The sequence below is a fragment of the Streptomyces sp. NBC_00038 genome (assembly GCF_026343635.1).
GTDB lineage: Bacteria > Actinomycetota > Actinomycetes > Streptomycetales > Streptomycetaceae > Streptomyces.
Map to the genome: position 1 here is coordinate 9,476,720 of NZ_JAPELQ010000001.1, position 21,505 is coordinate 9,498,224.

The following is a 21,505-nucleotide window of genomic DNA, read 5'->3' on the forward strand; positions in this document are numbered from 1 at the left end:
TGAGAACACCGGTGATCATCGCGGGTTTGGTGTCACGCACGATTGCTCCGTAAAATTCCGCCTTCGAAAGCGAGCGCGGTTCGAGCGCGGCGCGGAACCCGAGGAACGGCAACGGCGATGACGGTGACAGAGGACAGCCCGGCGACCCCCGCCGTGGGCACGGCAGAGGTCGCGGAGGCGTCATACGGGCCCGGCATCGACCCGGAGCGGCTGGCCGTCTGCCTCAGCGTGCTCGACGAGCTCGACAAGATCGACGTCGACCACCCCGACGCCATCGCCGTCCGCCGCGCCACCGCGGGCGTGTACCGGACGGTCAAGCAGCGCCGCCGCCAGGACCGCCGGGCCGCCAAGACCGCCCACGACAAGGCGGTCACCGAGTCCACGGCCACCGGCTCCGCCCAGCGCATCGACGACGAGACGGAGGGCATCCTGCCCTCCTCCGTGACCGACGCCGGCGAGATCGCGGGGATACTCCAGCGCCCGCGCTCCTGCTACATCTGCAAGAAGCGGTACGTCGAGGTCGACTACTTCTACCACCAGCTCTGCCAGGAGTGCGCGGCCGAGAACCGCTCCCGCCGCGACGCCCGCACCGACCTCAGCGGCAAGCGCGCGCTGCTCACCGGCGGCCGCGCCAAGATCGGCATGTACATCGCGCTGCGGCTGCTGCGGGACGGCGCGCACACCACGATCACCACGCGCTTCCCGAACGACGCGATCCGCCGCTTCAAGGCCATGCCCGACAGCGACGAGTGGATCGGCCGCCTGAAGATCGTCGGCATCGACCTGCGCGACCCCGCCCAGGTCGTCGCGCTCGCCGAGTCCGTCGCCGCCGAGGGCCCGCTCGACATCCTGATCAACAACGCGGCCCAGACCGTACGCCGCTCACCGGGCGCCTACAGCGAGCTGCTCGCCGCCGAATCGGGCCCGCTGCCCACCGGAGAGCTGCCGCCCGCCGAGGTGATCGGCACCTTCGGCTCCGGCGCCGTGGCCGCACTCCCGGTCGCCGGGGGCGGCGCGCTGACCGCGAAGGAAGTCACCGACCTTGCGCTGGTGTCCGGCTCGGCGTCCCTGGAGCGGATCGCGGCCGGTACGGCGATCGACGCGGGCGGGCTCGTCCCCGACCTGCACGACACCAACAGCTGGATCCAGTCCGTCGAGGAGGTCACGCCGGTCGAGCTCCTCGAGGTCCAGCTCTGCAACTCCACCGCGCCGTTCATCCTCATCAGCCGCCTGCGCGGGGCGATGTCGGCAGCCGACGCCAACCGCACGTACATCGTGAACGTCTCCGCCATGGAGGGCGTCTTCAACCGCGGCTACAAGGGCGCGGGCCACCCGCACACCAACATGGCCAAGGCCGCCCTGAACATGCTCACGCGCACCAGCGCCCAGGAGATGTTCGAGAAGGACCGTATCCTGATGACCGCCGTCGACACCGGCTGGATCACGGACGAACGCCCCCACCCCGACAAGATGCGCCTCGCCGACGCGGGCTTCCACGCCCCGCTCGACCTCATCGACGGCGCGGCCCGCGTGTACGACCCGATCGTCCGCGGTGAGCAGGGCGAGGACCTGTACGGCGTGTTCATGAAGGACTACGCGCCCGGCAAGTGGTGACCTGACCGCTGTTTCAAGAGCGGGTGAAGGTGCCCAGGCCGTTCTCGTCGAAGGCCTCGACCGTCACCTTCCCCGCCTTCGCGCCGTCCGAGTCGGTGTTGAAGGTGACGCCGGACAGGCCGGTCGCGTTCTCGCCGACCGTCTCGAAGCTGAACGTGTCGCCGTCGAAGTGCGTGAGCCGGAAGGTCGTCGGCTTGGGGCCGAGGCTCATCGTCAGGTCGCCGTTCTTCGCGGCCGTGACGGTGAGCGGACCGTAGAAGTCGTTGTCGTAGGTGCCCGTGTACGTGTCGTCGGGCTGGGCGTCGGCCGCGTCCTCGGGGGGCTTGGTGTAGTCGGTGGGGGAGCGGCCCGCCTCCTCTCCTTGCTGGTACACCTGTGCGGCCAGGGTGAGCCAGTCGGTCGTGGGCTTGCCGTACTGGGCGGTGTCGAAGAAGTCGAGCGCGACCGAGTCGGCCAGCCCCACGGGCACTCCGTTGGTGAGCACCGTGATGCCGAGTTCCTCGCCGGGCAGCAACGACACGTTGGTGTTCGCGCCGAGTGCGAAGGCGCCGGAGTGGCTCAGGCGCAGCCGGCCCTGGTCGTCGTAACTGACGTTCCAGCCAAGGCCGTAGAAGCCGGTGCGGCCCGCCGGGGCATGCGGCGGGCTGCTGACGATCTCGGGGAGATGGGTGCGCTCCAGCGGGTCGGCGGGGATGATCTGCTCGCCGCCGAGCTTTCCGTTCGCCAGTTGCAGCCGCATCCAGATGGCCATGTCGCGGGCCGTGGAACTCGCACCGCCCGCGGGCGACTGGGCGTCGGCGTCGCGGACGTACTTGGCCTCCCAGGAGCCGTCCGCGGCCTTTACGTGGGTGGCTGCCTTGTCCTCGGCCTGGTCGTAGTCGGTGAAGCGGGAGCTGGTGTCGTTCATGCCGGCCGGGCCGTAGAGCGCGTCCTCGGCGAGCTTCTCCCAGGTGGTGTCGTTCGCGTTCGCGACCGCCTCGCCCGCGGCGGTGACTCCGAAGTTGGTGTATGCGTAACTGGCGCGGAACGGCGAGAGCGGCTCGTACTTCAGATGCTCCAGGATGTACGTCCGGTCGTAGCCGAGGTCTTCGAGGAGGTCTCCGGAGTGGTCGGGCAGGCCGCTGCGGTGCGAGAAGAGGTCGGCGACCGTGACGTGCTCGGTGACCCAGGGGTCCTTGAGCACGAAGCGCGGCAGCTGTCCGGTCACGGGGTCGTCCCAGCCGATGGTCTTGTCGCCGACGGCGCCCGCGACCACGGTCGAGGCCAGCGGCTTGGACAGCGACGCCAGCTCGAAGACGGTGTCCGGGTCGACGGCTCCGGACTCCCCGACCTCACGGTCGCCGAAGCCCTCCAGGTAGACGACCTGATCCTTGTAGACGACGGCCACGGCGACGCCGGGGACCCCGGTCTTCTTCATGCCGTCCTGGATGATGTGGTCGAGCGCTCCGACGGCGTCGTCCACCTTCGCCTGCGTGAGCTGTGGGGGCGGCTGAGGAGGTGGTGCATCCGATGCCGCGGCGGATCCGGAGGCCGCGTAGCTCGCCGACAGCAGGGAGGCCACAGCCGCTGCGGTCAGGGCCGTCCTTCTCCGGGGTCTCGCCTGTCGCCGAACACCCATGTTCACCATTCAACGCGCGGTCGCGGTCATTGTCCTGCGGAGCCGGATGGCCCCTGGACGTCCGGTGCCCGTGTCCGCAGCCGCTCGTGCACCGCGAGGCCGGGGGAGCCGGTGTACGCGGCCCTGACCCGGGTCCCACCGTCGACCAGCAGATCGGCACCGGTGATCCAGCCCGCCGCGTCCGAGGCCAGCCATGCCACCGCCCTCGCGATGTCCTCGGGCCGCCCGATACGGCCCAGCGGAAGGCCGGCCCCCAGCTCGTCCTCGGCGTGCTCCCACACGAAGCGGGCCATCTCCGTACGAACGAGGCCGGGGGAGACGGAGTTGACCCGTACCTTGGGGGCCAGCTCGCCCGCGAGTTGCTGGGTCAGGTGCAGCAAAGCGGCCTTGCTCGTGCCATAAGCGCCCACGTTGGGGCCGACGTGCCCCGCGCCCTCCGTGCAGACGTTCACGACCGTGCCGCCGTGCTCGCGCATCCACGCCCGCCAGGCGCACTGCACCAGCCGCAGGGTTGCCCCGACATTGACCTCGAACGCCTGACGCCAGCGGTCCGGGTCGGCGTCCATGAGTGGTCCGTACGGCTCGTTCGTCGCCGCGTTGTTCACCACGACGTCGATCCGCCCGAACTCCCGCAGCGTCAGCCCGGTCAGCTCCCGCAGATGCGCGGGATCGGCGACCGAACCCGCGAGCCCGATGCCGCCGAGCCGCTCGGCGGCCAGGCCCACCGCGTCCGGATCCCGAGCGGTCACGCACACCCTCGCCCCCGCTCCGGCGAGCGCCTCGGCGACGGCAAGTCCGATCCCGCGCGAGGCCCCGGTGACGATGGCGGCCCTGCCTTCGAGACCGTACGGCGACGTCATCCGCGTACGGTCTCATGACGGGCCGTCAGCCAACAGCCCTCGGCCGACTGTCAGATCTCCCGGCCGGCGGTCAACAGCCCTCAGCCGTGGGCCGGTCAACAACCCTCAGCCGTCCACCGGTTACCAGCCCCGAGCCGTGGGCCGATACCCCGCCCCCTGCCGTGAGTGCTGGGCCGCCACGAGTTCCAGCACCGTGCGCCAGTCCTCCATGACCCCGGCGTCGAGGCCGACCACCTTGCCCGCGTCGTCCGCCTGCCGCAGCGTGACCGCGTCCTCGGCGAGCGGATCGCGCTCGAACGCGGCCGCCTCCCGAGGTGTCATCGCACCGCCCTGCGCGGTGAGGGTCAGCGCGCTCTGCGCGGACAGCCCGCGGCCCGGCGAGGCCGTGGCCAGATAGCGCTTCGCCGGCACATGCAGTCGTACGAGGTGGGAGACCCGTTCGCCGAGAAGCGGCCGTGCCGCGTCGGCGGCGAGGTCGGCGTGACCGGCGTCGTCGCCCGGCCTGAGCAGGTGTCCGATGTCGTGCACCAGGCCCGCCACCTGGAGTTCCTTGTCGGCGGGATGCCCGCGGCGCAGCAGCGCGGCGGTCTGCAGGGCGTGATCGTGCAGGTCGACCGGGTCGCCACTGCGGTCCGGGGTGTCCCAGGCCCCCCGGCAGGCATGCAGCAGATCCACCAGCTCCTCGACGCTGCGCAGCTCCATGCTTCAGTCCTCCCGCGAGAAAGGCCGTTGCCGAGAAGCAGCAGATCATGACGTTCTTGCGAATCGGCCAACGGGATCTGAACTGCGCACCGTGTTCAGCCGTGACCGTGATGGCCTCCGGCATCCCTCCCCCCACAGTCGGTATTGAGCCGAATGGGTGGCGGTAAAGAGGGCGTAATGTTTCAAATCGCCGCAGATCGGGGCCTGATGGATGCTGATTGACGCGAGACGGTTACCTCGATTTTTCAGCCCCATCGAGCGGGCACCCGCTCATATGGGTAGTCTGTACCGGACGGACAGCGACACGGGGTTCTACCCACACCCACGGTCCGTCACGGGACAAGCCGGTCATCACGGCCTGCTCTCACATGAGTTACCGGCGCCACCGCGTCCCTAACTGCCTTCGACTCACACCCGAGTGGACGTCAGGCGACCGGTTGTCGACCGGCCTTGTGCGTCCCAAGGGTGACCCGACACATAAGGAGTGCGCGGTGACACCGGAGAAGAATCGCGATCAGCGCCCCAAGGAACGCACGGAGCGCGCGGGCCGTGGGCCCGAGAAGACGCTCGGCAGCCTCGACGTGTGGGCCCGGTCGGCCCCGATCCGCCTGGCGGGTTACGAGGACGACCTCGCCGAGCCGCACATCCTGCCCAGCGTCGACTGACCCTGGCAGAACCCATCGCGATCCCCCCGGCAGAACCCATCGCGAACCCTGACAGCATGGGCGTGCCAGACTCACGCCCATGCTGATCAGAGAAGCCGCAGCGGACGACTGGCCGCGGATCTGGCCTTTCTGGCACCGGATCGTCGCCGCCGGAGAGACCTACACCTGGGACCCGGACACCTCCGAGGACGCGGCCCGCGCCCTGTGGATGGCGCCGGGCAAGCGCGTGTACGTCGCCCAGGACGCCGACGGAACCGTCGTCGGCTCGGCCTTCGTCACCCCCAACTACGGCGGCCCCGCCGACCGGATCGCCAACGCCGGATTCATGGTCGACCCCGAGCACGGCGGACGGGGCATCGGCCGCGCACTCGCCGAGCACGTCCTGGCCGCAGCGAAGGCCGACGGCTACCGCGGCATGGTGTTCAACGCCGTCGTCGAGACCAACCCGGCCGTCGGCCTGTGGACTTCGCTCGGCTTCACCGTCCTGGGAACCGTGCCGGACGCGTACGAGCACCCCCGGCACGGACGGGTGGGGCTGCACATCATGTACCGCGCGCTGTGACTCAGTCCATCGACGCCGTACGCCGCCATGGGTGCAGCTCCTCCAACTGACCGGCCAGGGCGAGGAGATCGAGCTCGGAACCGGGGCGGCCGACGAGTTGCACGGCGCAGGGCGCGCCGCCCGGCAGCGTGCCGAACGGCACCGACATCGCGGGCCAGCCGGTGAGGTTCCACGGCGGAGTCAGCGGCGAGTAGTTCGTGTTGACCAGCAGATTGCGCAGCCAGCCCCGCTTGTGCCAGGCCGCCGCGGCGGGACCCCGCCGGGCCAGCGCCGGCGTGATCAGCACGTCGTGCTCGGCGAAGAACGGCTCAAGGCGCTTGCGCAGCCGTTCGCGGTGGTCGCCGTTGCGAACGCCCTTAACGAAGCGGCGCCCCACGGCGGCATGCACGCGGGTGCGCCGGGTGAGCAGGCGCGGGTCGAGGCCCTCGGCGTCCACGGCGGTGCCCGCCGTCCAGTGCGCGAGCGAGGTCGTGCTCAGCGAGAGGGGGTACGGCGGGTCGGCGCGCCGCACCTGGTGACCTGCCCCGGCCAGCAGCTCTCCCGCCTCACGGGCCGCGGCCGTATACGGACGGGTCACCCGTATGCCGACCAGAGGGCTGCGTACGGAGACGGCCACTTTGCGGGCTTCCGTCCCCGACGGACGTACAGCCTCCGTGCCGGCCAGCACCGCGAACATCAGGCGCGCGTCCTCGACGGTGGTCGCGAGCGGCCCGTTCTCCGACATGCCGAACCAGTCGCCGTGACCGATGCCTGCCGGGACCGTGCCATGGCCCGGCTTCAGCCCGACAAGACCGCAGTTGGCGGCCGGTATGCGCAGCGAGCCCATCCCGTCGTTGCCGAGCGCGATCGGCACCATCCCGGCGGCCACCGCGGCCGCGCTGCCGCCGGAGGAGCCGCCCGCCGTGCGCGAGGTGTCCCACGGGTTGCGGGCGATGCCGTGCACGCCGTCGGTGGTGCCGAAGACGCAGAGCTCGGGCACGTTCGTCAGACCTACGACCACCGCGCCCGCCGCGCGCAGCCGGGCCACGGTGACATGGTCGTGGTCGGCGGGAGTGTCGGAGGAGGCGGCGGTTCCGTTGCGGTTGGACTCGCCGCGTACCGGGAGGTTGTCCTTGACGGCCACGGGCACACCCGCGAGGGGGAGCCCGCCGAGATCCCGGGTGGCCAGCTCGTCGGCCTCGGCGAGTGCAGCCTCCGCCCGCAGCGTTCGGAAGGCGCCGACGCGGGTGTCGAGCAGCTCGATCCGGGCGAGGTGTTCGGCCACCACCTCGCGAGGCGTGACCCGCTTCTCGCGTACGGCTGCGGCGATCTCGGCGGCGGTCCGGCCGACCCAGGTGGTCACGGGTGCTCCCTTGCGTACTGGTGAGTAGTACGAGGTGCACTCTGCCCGGGGGTGGGGTGTCCCGTCGAGAGCCGGCGGCCTCGGAACTCCGGAGCAGTCTTCCGGGGCTTCACGCGGAAGGTGACGCGTACCCTCGACCGCACCGGAGATCATCCGATCACTCGCCCAACTTTCTTCGCTGCACGCCCCATTGACAGGTTTTGGTGGCAGCTCAATCATCAGACATCCGATGATTGGGAGCCGCCCCATGAGTACGTATCCAAGACGTCAGGTGCTGGGAGCCGCGGCCGTGGTCGCCGCAGCCGCCACTCTTCCGCTCGCGGGCACGGCCGCGGCGCAGACAGCGGACGAGCGACGGAGCGAGTGGGTGCCCGTCCCCGACCCGGTACCCGTGCCGCTCGACGCCTACTTCGACAACGATGCCATCGACACCGTCGCCGCTCGTGGCGGGAACTTCGACGGCTCGGGCTACACGTTCCCGGGCGAGGAACTCCCGGCGGGCCCGGTCGAGGTGGACGGCATCGCCTTTGTCTTCCCGTCCGCCGAGGCGGGCGCCAAGAACAACGTGGTCGCCCTCGGCCAACGCATCGAACTGCCCAAAGGGAGCTACCTGTCGGCCCTGTTCCTCACGGCGGGCAGCTACGGCAACCCGTCGGGCAGCGCCACCGTGCACTACGCGGACGGCTCCACGACGACCGCGGGGCTCGGCGGTTCGGACTGGTACTCGGCGGGCGGCTCGCTGTCGGCCGCGTACCGCTACACACCTGACGGCAGCAAGGACGAGCACCGTGTCGGCATCGGCGTGGCCGAGGTCTGGATCGACCCGGTGCGCGAGGCGGTCGCCCTCACTCTGCCCACCACCAACCCCGCCGAGGAGAACAAGGCCTCGCTGCACGTCTTCGCCCTCTCCCTCCAGCCTGCGGCCCAGGGGCGGGCGTTGGCCCTGCGCGACGCCCACTCCACCTTCTCCCTCCTGGAGTCGAGCGGAGCCCAGAGCGTGGAGGCCACCGTGGTCAACGCCGGCACGGTCGCCGTCCTCGCCGGTGACCGTGTGTCGGTCGGCGTCGACGTGCCGGGCGCCCGCACCGTCGAACCCGCGCGTGTGACACGGCTCGACCCCGGCGAGCAGGCGCGCGTCCGTGTAGGCATCCGCAACCGCGTGGGCACGACACCCGGAACGGCTCAGGACGGCAAGGTGGTCGTCAGCGGGCGCGGTGAGCAAGTCGGAGCGAGCAGCCGCAAGTTGACCCTCGGCGTACCCGACTACCAGGCCACCGAAGAGGCGCTGACGGGTCATCAGGCGCCGTACTGGTTCCACCGCGCCAAGTTCGGCATCTTCATCCACTGGGGCGTCTACTCGGTGCCCGCCTGGTCACCGGTCGGCAAGCAGTACGCCGAGTGGTACTGGAACCACATGGAGAGCCCGGACAACGAGGTGTACGCCTACCACCGGGAGACGTACGGCGAGGACTTCGCGTACGACGACTTCATCCCGATGTTCACGGCGGAGAGGTTCGACCCGCGGGCGTGGGTCGAGCTGTTCCGGGACGCGGGCGCGCAGTACCACGTCCTGACCTCGAAGCACCATGAGGGCTTCGCGCTGTGGGACACCAAGTTCGCCGACCGCAACTCCGTGAAGATGGGCCCGAAGCGCGACCTGATCCGCGAACTCTTCGACGCCTCCGAGCAGTTCACGCCGGAGCTCAAGCGCGGCCTGTACTTCTCGATGCCCGAGTGGTTCAACCCCGACAACCCGTGGATGGGCCACGCCCCGCGGAACCCGTACACCCTGGAACCGCTTCCCTACACCGGATACACCGCGGGCAAGGACTATGTGAAAGACTATCAGGCCCCGCAGATGCTGGAACTGATCCACGGCTACGACCCGGCCCTGATCTGGTGCGACATCGGCGGCGTGAACGACAGCATCGAGGTGCTCGCCGAGTACTTCAACCACGGCAAGAACAGGCCCAAGCCGTACGAGGTGACGGTCAACGACCGCTCGGGGATCGGCTTCCACGACTTCACGACCCCCGAGTACACGACGTACGACAACACGGTCGTCGCCAAGTGGGAGTCCAGCCGTGGCCTCGACCCGCGCAGCTACGGCTACAACAAGGCGACTCCCGACGAGGCCTACATGACCACCGAGGAGGTCGTGCACAGCCTCGTCGACATCGTCTCGAAGAACGGCAACTTCCTCCTCGACATCGGTCCGCGTGCCGACGGCACCATCCCGGAGATCATGGAGACCCGGCTGCGTGAGACCGGCCGGTGGCTGAAGACCAACGGCGAGGCGATCTACGACACGACGTACTGGTTGCGGATGGCGGAGCTCGGCGAGGATCTGCGTTTCACGGTGAAGCAGAACAAGGCCTTCTACATCCACTCGCTCACCGCGCCCGGCAGCAAGCTGACCGTCGAGGCGCCGGTACCGATCCGCAGCGGGGACAAGGTCACCATGCTCGGTTACCACCGGCCGCTGACCTGGACGGTGAGCAACGGTTCGCTGGTGATCGACGTACCGGAGGCCGCCCGTAAGGCCGGGCAGTACGTGTGGGTGTTCAAGGTGGCGTGGCAGAGCTGAGTTTCGCGGCCGGAGGTGGGCGTCGTACCTGACGCCCACCCCCTTCATGCCCCGCGTGGCCCCGTACTGTCCCGCTCGATCAGCCGCGGCACCGGCACCTGCACCGTCCTGGCCGGACCGCCGTCAAGGAGCGCCGTCAGCTCCTGTGCGGCCGTGCGTCCGAACTCGACGGTGTCGCGGGAGAGCGCGGACAGCCACGGCTTGACCATGCGGCACAGCGCGGAGTCCTCCCAGGCCACCACCGAGACGTCGCCCGGCACGGAGAAGCCCAGTTCGGTGGCGGCGGCGACTCCGGCGACGGCCATCACGTCGTTGTCGTAGACCAGCGCGGTCGGCGGTGTGCCGCCCTCCAGGACGCGGCGGGTGACGGCCGCGCTCTCCGCGTCCGAGTAGTCCGTGGGCACGGAGCGCACCTCGGCCAGTCCCCGGCGCTCGGCCTCGGCGCGCAGCGTACGGATCCGGCGCTCGGTGTGGGCGAGCCCGGGAAGGCCCGCGATGTGCACGATCCGGCGGTGGCCGAGCGCGTACAGCTCGTCGACGAGCGCGGCCATCGCGGCCGCGTCGTCGGCCCAGACGATGGAAAGCCCGGGGTGCCGGGCGTCCGGTACGCCGCCGATGACCACGGCGGGCAGGCCCAGCTCGTCGAGCAGGTCCGGACGCGGATCGTCGACGCGCGGGTCGACGACGAGCACTCCGTCCACGCGGTGCTCGGCCCACCAGCGCCGGTAGACCGCGCACTCGGCGGCCACGTCCTCCACCACCTGGAAGAGCAGGCCGAGATGACGCTCCGCCAGCACCTCCTGGATCCCGGAGACGAGCTGGAGGAAGAAGGAGTCGACGCCGAGGGTGTCCGCGGGCCGCGCCAGCACGAAGCCGACCGTGGCCGCGCCCTCCCCGGACAGCGCGCGGGCCGCCGTACTCGGCCGCCAGCCCAGCTGTTCCGCGACCCGGCGCACCCGGTCGCGGGTGATCTCGGAGACCCCGGGCCGGTCGTTGAGCGCGAAGGAGACCGCACTCTCGGAGACTCCGGCGCGCTGGGCGATGTCCTTCATCGTCGGCCGGCGCGCCGGAGACCGCTTGGCTGGCACCCTTGCTCCCCGTTCTTTCGAGATCTTCTTCCGGCGTCATCCGTGGCCGTGTACTAATGCGCTTGAGCTGATGCAATCTAAAGCGCATTAGTGATCGATGGCAAGAGGCTGACCACACGTCTCTGACCAGCCATGTTGGATGACTAATGAATTTAGTTCGACCGAATCCATTGACTCGCCCCGCGAGTTGCCTGCAAGGTCTGCCCCGGCACTGTTCGCCAACCCGCCGCAAAGGAGCCCGGTCACCGTGCGCAAGCCTCGCAGAGCACTCGCCGCTGCCGCCATCGCCCTCGTCCTGCCGCTGAGCGCCTGCGGCTCCGGGGACGAAGGGAGCGGCTCCACGGACGCCTCCGGCAAGGTCGAGGGCGACATCACCTTCCAGACCTGGAACCTTCAGGCCAACTTCAAGCCGTACTTCGAGGGCGTGATCGCAGACTTCGAGAAGAAGTACCCGGACGCGCACGTGAAGTGGGTCGACCAGCCCGCCGAGGGTTACCCCGACAAGATCAGCGCGGACGCGGCCGGCGGCACCCTGCCCGACGTCGTGAACGTCTCGCCCGACCTCGTCGCGCCGCTCGCCAAGGCCGGCCTCGCGCTCGACCTCGACAAAGCCGCCTCGAAGTACAAGTCGGATTACCTGGAGGGCGCTTGGGCCAGCCACCAGATACCGGGCATGACCGGGACCTACGCATTCCCCTGGTACCTCAACACGGGCCCGCTCTTCTACAACAAGTCACTCTTCGAGGAGGCCGGGCTCGACGCCTCGAAGCCGCCGACGACGTACGACGAACTCTTCAGCGACGCCCTGGAGCTGGCGGAGAAGAGCGACGGCAAGGTCGCGACCCTCGCCAACGTGCCCACCATCGAGGACTTCGGCCGCTACGGCGTCGAGCTGATGAACAAGGAGGGCGACGCTTTCTCCTTCAACGACACCAAGGGGATCGAACTCCTCACCAAGTACAAGGAGTTGTACGACGCGAAGGCGCTGGACTCGCAGGCGCTGACCGCGACTCCGGAGTCCTCCGGCAAGAAGTTCCTCACCGGGGCCGTCGCCATGAACCCGGGCAGCGCCCTGGACCTCGAGAACTTCAAGAAGCAGGCGCCGAACCTCTACAAGAACATCGGCATCACGGACCAGATCACCAGCACCGGCAACGTGAACATGTACGTGATGGGGGTGATGGTGAACTCCCGGACCAAGCACACCCCGGCCGCGGTCGCCTTCGCGCACTTCGTCACCGACGCGCAGAACCAGATGTCCTTCGCCAAGCAGGTCGCGATCTTCCCGAGCACCGCGGGATCGCTGGACGACCCGTACTTCACCAAGGAGGACGGGACCGACGTGACGCGCGTGCGGGTGGCGGCCGCCAAGTCCCTGAAGAACGCGGTGAATTACACGCCGGTCCTGTTCAGCGACCAGATGAAGACCGAGCTGCGCAACGAGGTCGCCAAGGCGCTCCAGGGCAAGGAGAGCCCGAAGGAAGCTCTTGACAACGCTGTCGAGGCTTGCAACAAGCTGCTCGAACAGCAGGGCTGACCGGACATGGCGAGTTCCTCCACCGTCTCCGCCGGAGTCCGACGCGGCAAGCGGCCCCCTGCCGTGCGGGTGCGGCGCCAACTGCCCATCAGTCCCTGGCTGTTCGCCGCCCCCGGATTCCTGGTCGTAGGCGTCTTCATCCTGTACCCGTTCGTCTCCACGCTGGTCAACTCCTTCACCGACCGCCGGACCCTGATCCCCGGCGAGTTCGTGGGCCTGGCCAACTTCCGCGAGCTGTTGCACGACGACATGTTCTGGATCGGGCTGCGCAACAGCACGCTGTACGTCGTCGGGGTCGTCCCCGCGCTCGTCCTGCTGCCGCTGCTGCTCGCCCTGCTGGTCCAGAAGAACATCCCCGGCATGGCCTTCTTCCGGTCGGCGTTCTACACCCCGGTCGTCGCGTCGATCGTCGTGGTCGGGCTCATCTGGGTGTGGCTCCTGGACGAACGCGGCCTGGTGAACTCGCTGTTGGAGACGATCGGGGTCGGCAAGGTCGGCTTCCTCAGCGACCAGTGGCTGCTCCTGCTGAGCGCCATGGCCGTCACGGTCTGGAGGGGCCTCGGCTACTACATGATCATTTATCTGGCCGCGCTCGCCAATGTGCCGCGCGAGCTGCATGAAGCCGCGATGGTGGACGGCGCGGGCGCGGTGCGCCGCTTCTTCACGGTCACCGTGCCCGCCGTCCGTTCCACGATGGTGCTGGTCGGCGCGCTCTCCTCGGTCTCCGCCTTCAAGGTGTTCTCCGAGGTCTATCTGATGGCCGGGCCCGACGGCGGCCCGGCGGGCGAGGACACCACCCTCGTCATGCTCGTCCAGCGCACCGGCACCGGCCTGACCGGCCGCGTCGGCTACGCCTCCGCCATCTCCGTCGTCGTCTTCGCCGTCACCGTCGTGCTGATGCTGCTCGTGCTGCGCGCCGACCGGAAGGAGGACGCGTGAGTGTGCTGGAGAAGGCGCGTCCGGTCGAGCGACCGGAAGCCCCGGGAAAGCCCCGCCGTCGTGTCACCGACGAGCAGGGCCGCCGCGTACGCGCCTGGGAACTCGCCCTGCGCTACCTGCTGCTGCTCGCCGTGCTCGCCCTCACCGTCGGGCCCTTCGTGTGGCAGCTGTCCACCTCGCTCAAGGGCCCGACCGAGGACATCTACACCTCGCCGCCCAAGTTCCTGCCGAGCGACCCGACTCTCCACAACTACGAGCGGGTCGCCGACACCATCCCCGTCTGGGACTACGCCTTCAACTCGCTGAAGGTCGCGGCCGCCAACGTCGTGACGAACTGCGTCGGTTCGGCCCTCGCGGGCTACGCCCTGGCCCGGCTGCGCTACCGCGGGCGGCGGGTGGCCACCCTCGTCTTCATCCTCGCGATGCTGGTCCCCGCGGAGAGCATCATCATCGCCCAGTTCACCACCATGCGGGAACTCGGCCTGAACAACACGCTGATCGGTGTGGTGCTGCCCGCCTGCATCAGCTCGATGAACGTCCTGCTGATGCGCAACGCCTTCCTCAACCTCCCCTACGAGATCGAGGAGGCCGCCTACGTCGACGGGGCCAACGCCTGGCAGCGGTTCCTGCGGATCGCGCTGCCGTCGGTGAAGGGCACGCTCGCCGTCGTCGCGATCTTCGCCTTCATGGGCGCCTGGGACGACTTCCTGTGGCCGCTCATCGTGCTCAGCGACACGTCGAAGTTCACCCTGACCATCGGCCTCAACTATCTGCACGGCACCTTCGCCAACGACGAACGGCTCGTCGCCGCGGGCACGATCATCGCCGTGGCGCCGCTGATCATCCTCTTCGCCTGTCTCCAGCGGTACTTCTTCCGGGGAGTGGGCGAGGGCGCGGTCAAGGGCTGACCTCCCCATACACCTGACTGGCAAGGATCCTGCATGCCTGCTGTCGTGCGCTTCGGCGTCAACTACACCCCTAGCGAAGGGTGGTTCCACCACTGGCTCGACTTCGACCTCGACGCCGTCCGCGCCGACCTGGACTCGATCGCCGCGCTCGGCCTCGACCACATCCGCGTCTTCCCGCTGTGGCCCTACTTCCAGCCGAACCGCACCCTGATCCGCCCGCGCGCCGTGGAGCAGCTCGTCGCGCTCGCCGACGCCGCAGCCGAACGCGGGCTCGACGTCAACGTGGACGGTCTGCAAGGGCACTTGTCGAGCTTCGACTTCCTGCCCGCGTGGACGCAGACCTGGCACCGGCGGAACATCTTCACCGACCCGGACGTGGTCGAGGGCGAAGCGGAGTACCTGCGGGTGCTCGCCGCCGCGCTCGCCGACCGGCCGAACTTCATCGGCATGACGATCGGCAACGAGGTCAACCAGTTCGCCGCGGGACCGCATCCCGACCCGGACCGGATCACGCCGGACCAGGCAGGGGCATGGCTCCAGCGGCTGCTCGCCGCCTGCGAGGAGGGCGCACCCGGCAAGCTGCATCTGCACGCCTCGTACGACGCCGCCTGGTACCAGGACGACCAGCCGTTCACGCCCGAGCACTCGGCCCGGCTGGGCGCGGTCACCGCCGTGCACTCCTGGGTGTTCAACGGCACGGCCCAGCGCCACGGCCGGACGGGCGTCGCCACCGAACATCACGCCGCGTACCTCATCGAACTGTCCAAGGCATGGGCGGACGACCCGAGCCGCCCGGTCTGGCTCCAGGAGGTCGGCGCGCCCGCCCCGCTGATCCCGGCCGGGCACGCGGCCGCTTTCACCGAGGCGACCGTCGCGAACGCCCTCGACTGCACCGACGTCTGGGGCGTCACCTGGTGGTGCTCGCACGACGTCAGCCGCGACCTCGCCGACTTTCCCGAACTCGAGTACAGCCTCGGCCTGTTGACCAACGGCAGGCAGGTCAAGCCCGCCGGTCACGCCATCGCGCGGATCATCGAGGAGCGGCGCGTGTACGCACCCGAACCCCGGACCACGGCCCTGGTGGTACAGACCACTCCGGACGGCCGTTCGGCCTGTGCTCCGGGTGGGCAGGTCTTCGAGGCCTTCGCCCGGCTGACCGCCGACGGAGTCCGCCCCACCACCGTTCTCGCGAGCCGCGCCGACGACAAGGAACACCTCGCGGCCCGTGGCATCACCGAAGTCGTCACACCCGATCAGGTCACCGAGTAGCCCGTCCCCACGACATACGGAGCACAAAGTGAACCTCAGCAGACGCACCGTCCTGCTCGCCGCCGCGACGGCCGCGCTCACCCCCGCGCTACCGGGAGTCGCCGCCGCTGCCGCCCGCGACCTCCAGCCGTACGCGTCCTACTGGTACCCCGACTCGCTGCCCGCCGGCACCCCGGGTACCGGCATCACCTGGCGCAGCCTCAAGACCTGGAGCGCCGCGAGCGACGCCGACCTGGCCTTCAACGCCTCCTCCGTGCCGCTCGCCGCGCGCTTCACACCCACCCCGGCGAACACGACCGCCCGCTCCGGCCAGGCCCGCATCCAGTCCCTCGTCTCCTTCGGCCCCACGGCGAGCAACCCCTCGCAGGGCGCGGCCACCGCCGACTACTACGCGCTCACCCACTGGTCGTACGTCGACGAACTCATCTTCTGGGGCGGCTCGTCGGGCGAGGGCCTGGTCCTCGCCCCGAACGCACCCATCGTGGACGCCGCCCACCGTCACGGGGTGCCGGTCCTTGGCAATATTTTCCTGCCGCCGGTCGCGTACGGCGGACAGCTCCAGTGGACCCGTGACCTGGTCCAGAAGGACGCCGCCGGGCACTACCCGCTGGCGGCTCAACTCGTCGCGGTGGCCGAGGCGTACGGGTTCGACGGCTGGTTCGTGAACCCCGAGACGAGCGGTGGCAACGCCGCGCTCGCCACCGACATGCTTGGCTTCCTGAAGGAGCTCAAGGCGCTCGGCACGGCGAAGGGACAGCGCGTCACCTGGTACGACTCGATGACCGTCGGCGGCTCGGTGAGCTGGCAGGGCGCACTGAACAGCCAGAACCAGACGTTCTTCCAGGCCGCCGACTCCATGTTCATCGACTTCCGCTGGTCGCAGAGCACCCTGGCTTCATCCGGGACGCTGGCGCAGCAACTCGGGCGCAACCGCTACGAGTTGTGGGCGGGCGTCGACGTGGAGGCCAGCGGCACGAGCAAGGTCGTCAACTGGAACGCCATCGTGCCGACCACCACGGCCCATGTCACCTCCATCGGCTTCTACCGGCCCGAGTGGACCCGCAACCACCTGCCCGCGAGCCGTACACCCGGCGACTTCCACGCCTCCGACGACCTGTTCTGGACCGGCGCCACCCTCGACCCGTCCAAGCCGAACACCACGGCCAGTTGGCGCGCCCCGGCCGTCTCCGTCGCCGACCGCTCGACCGTCACCTCCGTCCCCTTCGCGACGGTCTTCAACACCGGCCACGGCCTGAAGTGGTACGAGAACGGCACGGCCACCTCGGGCGCGGCCTGGAACCATCTCGGTCTCCAGGACCGGCTGCCGTCCCGCCGCTGGGTCGTGCGGACGACGGGCCAACGCCCCGCCGTCACCTTCGACTTCGCGGACGCCTGGCGCGGCGGCAGCAGCCTCCTCGTCGACGGCGCCGTCGACGCCCCGGCCACGCTGGACCTGTACTCGACACGGCTGCCGCTCGGCGCTGACACGGTGGTCGAGCTCACCCACCGCACCGACACCGGCGGTGTGCAGGTCGAGCTGGCCGTCGCCACCGCCGAGCCGGGCACAGCGGGTGGGGCGCCCCCGTACACCTACTACCCCGTGAGCACGGGCAGCGGCTGGACGACCTCGACCGTGCAGCTGACGGGGCTGTCGGGGGAGATACGCGCGCTGGGCGTGCGACTCACCACGACCAGTGGTCCGGTGCGGTGGAGGCTGGGCGGGCTCGCCGTCCGGAACGCGGTGGAGACCCCCGCGGCGCCCACCGGCCTGCGCATCGCGGACGCCGACGGAGGCAGCCTGCGCTTCGCCTGGGACGGCGCCCCCGGTCCCGTACGCCACTACGAGCTGTACCGGACGCTCCCTGACGGCACACGCCGCTTCCTCGGCGGCACCTGCCAGAGCGCGTTCTACGTCGGCGGCCTCGTCCCCGAGCAGGGAGAGACCGCCGCACGGTTCGAACTGCGCTCGGTGGGGGAGCTGTTCACCGTCTCGACCGCAAGTACGACCACGCACACCTGGTAGCCCGCACCCACACCCCACGGAGCACTCTCATGCATGACGACCGCACCCTGGTCGAACGCCGCCTCAAGCGCGTCCTCGACGAGCGCATTCGACCCGCCGTGTACCCCGAGTCCGTGCCGCTGGAGGTGGCGGTCTGGCACGCGCCGGGCGAGCCGGTCCCGGTGGCGGAAGGACTCGCGGCCCCGACGCAGCCGATCGAGGCGGGCGCACGCTGGGGTGCTCCGTGGGGCACCAGCTGGTTCCGCGTCACCGGGACCGTTCCGGAGGCCTGGGCCGGGAAGACCGTCGAGGCGCTCCTCGACCTCGGCTTCGACGAGAACATGCCCGGCTTCCAGTGCGAGGGGCTCGTCTACCGGCCCGACGGGACGCCGGTGAAGGGCCTGAACCCGCGCAACCAATGGGTACGCATCGGCGCCCCGGTCGAGGGCGGCGAGGAGGTCCGGCTGCACATCGAGGCCGCCTCCAACCCGGTCATCCTCGACTACCACCCCTTCCTGCCCACGCAGTTGGGCGACAAGGAGACGGCGGGCAGCGAACCGCAGTACAAGCTGGAGCGGATGGACCTCGCCGTCTTCGACGAGACCGTGTGGCACCTCGTCCTCGACCTGGAGGTGCTCGGCGAGCTGATGGCCGAACTGCCGGTGGAGTCCGCCCGGCGCTGGGACATCCTGCGGGCGGTGGACCGGGCGCTCGACGCGGTCGACCTCCAGGACGTCAACGGCACCGCGGAAGCGGCACGTTCACGGCTCGCCGGGGTGCTGTCCGAGCCCGCCGTGCCCTCCGCGCACCGCATCAGCGCCGTCGGGCACGCGCACATCGACTCGGCATGGCTGTGGCCGCTGCGCGAGACGGTCCGCAAGGTGGCCCGGACGACCTCCAACATGACGGCGCTCATAGAGGACGAGCCGGACTTCGTCTTCGCCATGTCGCAGGCCCAGCAGTGGGCCTGGGTCAAGGAGCACCGGCCCGAGGTGTGGGCGAAGGTCAAGAAGGCCGTCGCCGACGGGCGGTTCGTGCCCGCGGGCGGGATGTGGGTCGAGTCGGACACGAACATGCCCGGCTCGGAGGCGATGGCCCGTCAGTTCGTGCACGGGAAGCGGTTCTTCCTCGACGAGTTCGGCATCGAGAACGACGAGGCCTGGCTGCCCGACACCTTCGGCTTCGCCGCCGGGCTGCCGCAGATCATCAAGGCGGCCGGCTCCAAGTGGCTGCTGACACAGAAGATCTCGTGGTCCCAGACCAACAAGTTCCCGCACCACACCTTCCAGTGGGAGGGCATCGACGGCACCCGCATCTTCACCCACTTCCCGCCCGTCGACACCTACAACTGCTCCATGAAGGGCAGCGAGATCGCCCACGCGGCGAGCAACTTCAAGGACAAGGGCGTCGCCCGGCACTCCCTCGCCCCCACCGGCTGGGGTGACGGAGGAGGCGGTACGACCCGGGAGATGATCGCCAAGGCGGCAAGGCTGAAGGACCTCGAAGGCTCCGCGACGGTGGTGTGGGGGACGCCGGAGGAGTTCTTCAAGCAGGCGGAGGCCGAATACCCCAACGCCCCGGTGTGGGTCGGCGAGTTGTACCTTGAGCTCCACCGCGCCACGCTCACCAGCCAGGCGAAGACCAAACAGGGCAACCGGCGCAGCGAACACCTCCTGCGCGAGGCCGAACTGTGGGCGGCGACCGCGGCCGTACGGACCGGATTCCCCTATCCGTACGAGGAGTTGGACCGCATCTGGAAGACGGTGCTGCTCCACCAGTTCCACGACATCCTGCCCGGCTCCTCCATCGCCTGGGTGCACCGGGAGGCACGCGCCACCTACGACCGACTCGCCGGCGAGCTGAACGGCATCATCGACGCGGCCCAGCGTGCCCTGGCCGGCGAGGGCACGGCGGACCTCGTCTTCAACTCGGCACCGCACAGCCGCGACGGCGTCGCCGCAGGCGGCGCGCGGACCCCGGCAGTCGAGGGCAGCACCGCACTCGAGCCCCGGGTCGACGGCGGTTTCGTCCTCGACAACGGGCTGCTGCGGGTCGGCATCGACGCCCAGGGTCTCGTCGTATCGGCGTACGACATCGAGGCCGACCGGGAGACGGTCGCACCCGGTCAGGCCGCGAACCTGCTTCAACTGCACCCCGACTTCCCGAACATGTGGGACGCCTGGGACGTCGACGAGTTCTACCGCAACACGGTCACCGACCTGGTCGACGCCGACGAGGTCGTGCCAGGTGACGACGGCGTGTCGGTCCGGATCGTGCGGTCCTTCGGCGCGTCGAGGGTCACCCAGGTGCTGTCGCTCGCGCCGGGGGAGCGGCGGCTCGGCATCGACACCGAGGTCGACTGGCACGAGACGGAGAAGTTCCTGAAGCTCGCTTTCCCGCTCGACGTGCACGCCGAAAGGTACGCGTCAGAAACGCAGTTCGGGCACTTCTACCGGCCCACGCACACCAACACGAGCTGGGAGGCGGCCAAGTTCGAGGCGTGCAACCACCGGTTCGTGCACATCGAGGAACCGGGCTGGGGCGTCGCAATCGTCAACGACTCGACGTACGGGCACGACGTGACCCGGAGCGTCCGCGACACCGACTCCGGTACGACCACCACCGTGCGCGTCTCCCTGCTCCGGGCCCCGCGTTTCCCCGACCCCGAGACCGACCAGGGCGTCCACCGCTTCCGGCACGCCCTGGTGCCTGGCGCGGGGATCGGCGACGCGGTGCGCGAGGGATGGCGGATCAACCTGCCGGAGCGGCGCGTGACCGGCTCCCAGGAGGTCGCGCCGCTGGTGACCGTCGACCAGGACGCCGTCGTCGTCACGGCGCTCAAACTGGCCGACGACGGCAGCGGTGACGTGATCGTCCGCTTCCACGAGTCACGCGGCGCTCGTACGCGCGCCACGCTGACGACGGGCTTCGAGGCGGCCGGCGTCACGGTGACCGACCTGTTGGAGCGGCCGTTGGCGGACGCGACCGCCGCTGAACTGGACGGCGACCGGATCACCCTGCGTCTGCGTGCCTTCGAGCTGGTGACGCTACGGCTGACGCGAGCCTGAGGAACTCGCTATGAGGTGAGCTGGGACCGCAGCCACTGCTCCACCTCACCCACGTGCGCGGCGGCGGCCGCCCTGGCCGCCTCCGGGTCGTGCGCGACGAGCGCCCGGTGAATCGCCGCGTGCTCGCGCCGCGTGCGCTCGAAGGCACCCTCCTCCTGGTAGCCGCGCCAGACCCGGGCGCGGAAGGTGCGTGAGGAGAGGCCCTCCAGGATGGCGGCCATCGTCTCGTTGCCTGCCGCGCCGGCGATGGCGCGGTGGAAGGCGAGGTCGTGCGAGAGGATCTCCTCCGGATCGTCCGTCGCGTTCATCGCCGCCAGGTGTTTCTCCACGTCGGCGAGCTGGTCCTCGGTGATCCGGGCGGCGGCCAGCGCGGTCGCCGTCGACTCCAGGATCCGGCGGATCTCGAGCAGCTCGACCAGCCGTGGACCCCGGGACAGATCGGCCACCACACCGAAGGTCTCCAGGAGGTCCCCGGCCTCCAGCTGTGTGACGTAGATGCCCGATCCGTGCCGCGCCTCCAGAACGCCGAGGACGGTGAGCGCGCGGATCGCCTCGCGCATCGAGCTGCGGGACATGCCCAGCTGGGCGGCGAGATCGCGCTCGGTGGGCAGCCGCTGGCCCGGCTCCAGACGGCCCTCGCCGATCATCGCCTTGATCCGCTCGATGGCGCGCTGCGTCACGGTGCCCTTCTGCGGGGCGGGCTCGTCCACGCGATTTCCTCCTGTTGCCGGATGCGCCGCAGTC

16 protein-coding genes are annotated in these 21,505 nt (G+C 69.8%); 10 read left to right on the forward strand and 6 right to left on the reverse strand.

What is annotated here, in order from left to right; translation table 11 throughout:
• The first annotated feature begins 117 nt into the window (after positions 1-117).
• Entirely contained in the window at positions 118-1,614 is a 1,497-nt protein-coding gene (locus tag OG219_RS42330; RefSeq protein ID WP_266835811.1) for an SDR family NAD(P)-dependent oxidoreductase, read from the forward strand.
• A gap of 13 nt (positions 1,615-1,627) precedes the next feature.
• Here the strand turns inward: OG219_RS42330 and OG219_RS42335 are convergent, their stop codons facing one another.
• The 3 genes from OG219_RS42335 to OG219_RS42345 all read right to left on the reverse strand — a co-directional run bounded on the left by OG219_RS42335 (position 1,628) and on the right by OG219_RS42345 (position 4,794).
• Positions 1,628-3,241: a serine hydrolase gene (locus OG219_RS42335; protein WP_266835812.1), complete on the reverse strand. Its 1,614-nt coding sequence runs from the start codon at positions 3,239-3,241 to the stop codon at positions 1,628-1,630.
• Positions 3,242-3,258: 17 nt separating this feature from the next.
• Positions 3,259-4,092, reverse strand: a complete 834-nt coding sequence (locus OG219_RS42340; protein WP_266835813.1) for an SDR family oxidoreductase — start codon at positions 4,090-4,092, stop codon at positions 3,259-3,261.
• 120 nt (positions 4,093-4,212) lie between these two features.
• Positions 4,213-4,794 carry an HD domain-containing protein gene (locus tag OG219_RS42345; RefSeq protein WP_266835814.1) on the reverse strand — a complete coding sequence of 194 codons (582 nt, stop codon included), beginning with the start codon at positions 4,792-4,794 and terminating at the stop codon, positions 4,213-4,215.
• A 491-nt stretch (positions 4,795-5,285) separates the two neighbouring features.
• On the opposite strand from OG219_RS42345, the gene OG219_RS42350 reads away from it, so the two are divergent.
• The gene (locus tag OG219_RS42350; RefSeq protein ID WP_266835815.1) at positions 5,286-5,459 is read left to right on the forward strand and encodes a hypothetical protein; all 174 of its coding nucleotides are present in this window, start codon (positions 5,286-5,288) and stop codon (positions 5,457-5,459) included.
• 79 nt (positions 5,460-5,538) lie between these two features.
• Complete coding sequence (locus OG219_RS42355) at positions 5,539-6,021, forward strand: GNAT family N-acetyltransferase (protein ID WP_266835816.1); 483 nt, start codon at positions 5,539-5,541, stop codon at positions 6,019-6,021.
• 1 nt (position 6,022) lies between these two features.
• Here OG219_RS42355 and OG219_RS42360 read toward each other — a convergent pair whose 3' ends face one another.
• On the reverse strand, positions 6,023-7,363 hold the full coding sequence (locus tag OG219_RS42360; protein ID WP_266835817.1) for an amidase: 1,341 nt from the start codon (positions 7,361-7,363) through the stop codon (positions 6,023-6,025).
• A 247-nt stretch (positions 7,364-7,610) separates the two neighbouring features.
• On the opposite strand from OG219_RS42360, the gene OG219_RS42365 reads away from it, so the two are divergent.
• Positions 7,611-9,950, forward strand: coding sequence for an alpha-L-fucosidase (locus OG219_RS42365; protein ID WP_266835818.1), 2,340 nt, complete (start codon positions 7,611-7,613; stop codon positions 9,948-9,950).
• A gap of 44 nt (positions 9,951-9,994) precedes the next feature.
• Here OG219_RS42365 and OG219_RS42370 read toward each other — a convergent pair whose 3' ends face one another.
• Complete coding sequence (locus tag OG219_RS42370) at positions 9,995-11,038, reverse strand: LacI family DNA-binding transcriptional regulator (protein WP_266835819.1); 1,044 nt, start codon at positions 11,036-11,038, stop codon at positions 9,995-9,997.
• 247 nt (positions 11,039-11,285) lie between these two features.
• Here OG219_RS42370 and OG219_RS42375 point away from each other — a divergent pair, with 247 nt between their 5' ends.
• From OG219_RS42375 to OG219_RS42400, 6 genes are read left to right on the forward strand one after another with little or no spacing between them, the layout of a single operon-like run.
• On the forward strand, positions 11,286-12,575 hold the full coding sequence (locus tag OG219_RS42375; protein ID WP_266835820.1) for an ABC transporter substrate-binding protein: 1,290 nt from the start codon (positions 11,286-11,288) through the stop codon (positions 12,573-12,575).
• Between the two features lie 6 nt (positions 12,576-12,581).
• On the forward strand, positions 12,582-13,514 hold the full coding sequence (locus OG219_RS42380) for a carbohydrate ABC transporter permease (RefSeq protein WP_266835821.1): 933 nt from the start codon (positions 12,582-12,584) through the stop codon (positions 13,512-13,514).
• Entirely contained in the window at positions 13,511-14,422 is a 912-nt protein-coding gene (locus OG219_RS42385) for a carbohydrate ABC transporter permease (protein WP_266835822.1), read from the forward strand. The genes OG219_RS42380 and OG219_RS42385 overlap by 4 nt, the downstream gene beginning before the upstream one ends.
• A gap of 33 nt (positions 14,423-14,455) precedes the next feature.
• Entirely contained in the window at positions 14,456-15,691 is a 1,236-nt protein-coding gene (locus OG219_RS42390; RefSeq protein ID WP_266835823.1) for a glycosyl hydrolase, read from the forward strand.
• A gap of 28 nt (positions 15,692-15,719) precedes the next feature.
• Positions 15,720-17,714, forward strand: a complete 1,995-nt coding sequence (locus tag OG219_RS42395; protein ID WP_266835824.1) for an endo-beta-N-acetylglucosaminidase — start codon at positions 15,720-15,722, stop codon at positions 17,712-17,714.
• Positions 17,715-17,743: 29 nt separating this feature from the next.
• A complete protein-coding gene (locus tag OG219_RS42400; RefSeq protein ID WP_266835825.1) occupies positions 17,744-20,761 on the forward strand; it encodes a glycoside hydrolase family 38 C-terminal domain-containing protein in 3,018 nt (1,005 codons plus the stop codon).
• A gap of 8 nt (positions 20,762-20,769) precedes the next feature.
• Here the strand turns inward: OG219_RS42400 and OG219_RS42405 are convergent, their stop codons facing one another.
• Positions 20,770-21,471 (reverse strand): FadR/GntR family transcriptional regulator, encoded by a 702-nt coding sequence (locus OG219_RS42405; protein ID WP_266835826.1) that lies wholly within the window; start codon positions 21,469-21,471, stop codon positions 20,770-20,772.
• Positions 21,472-21,505 lie beyond the last annotated feature (34 nt).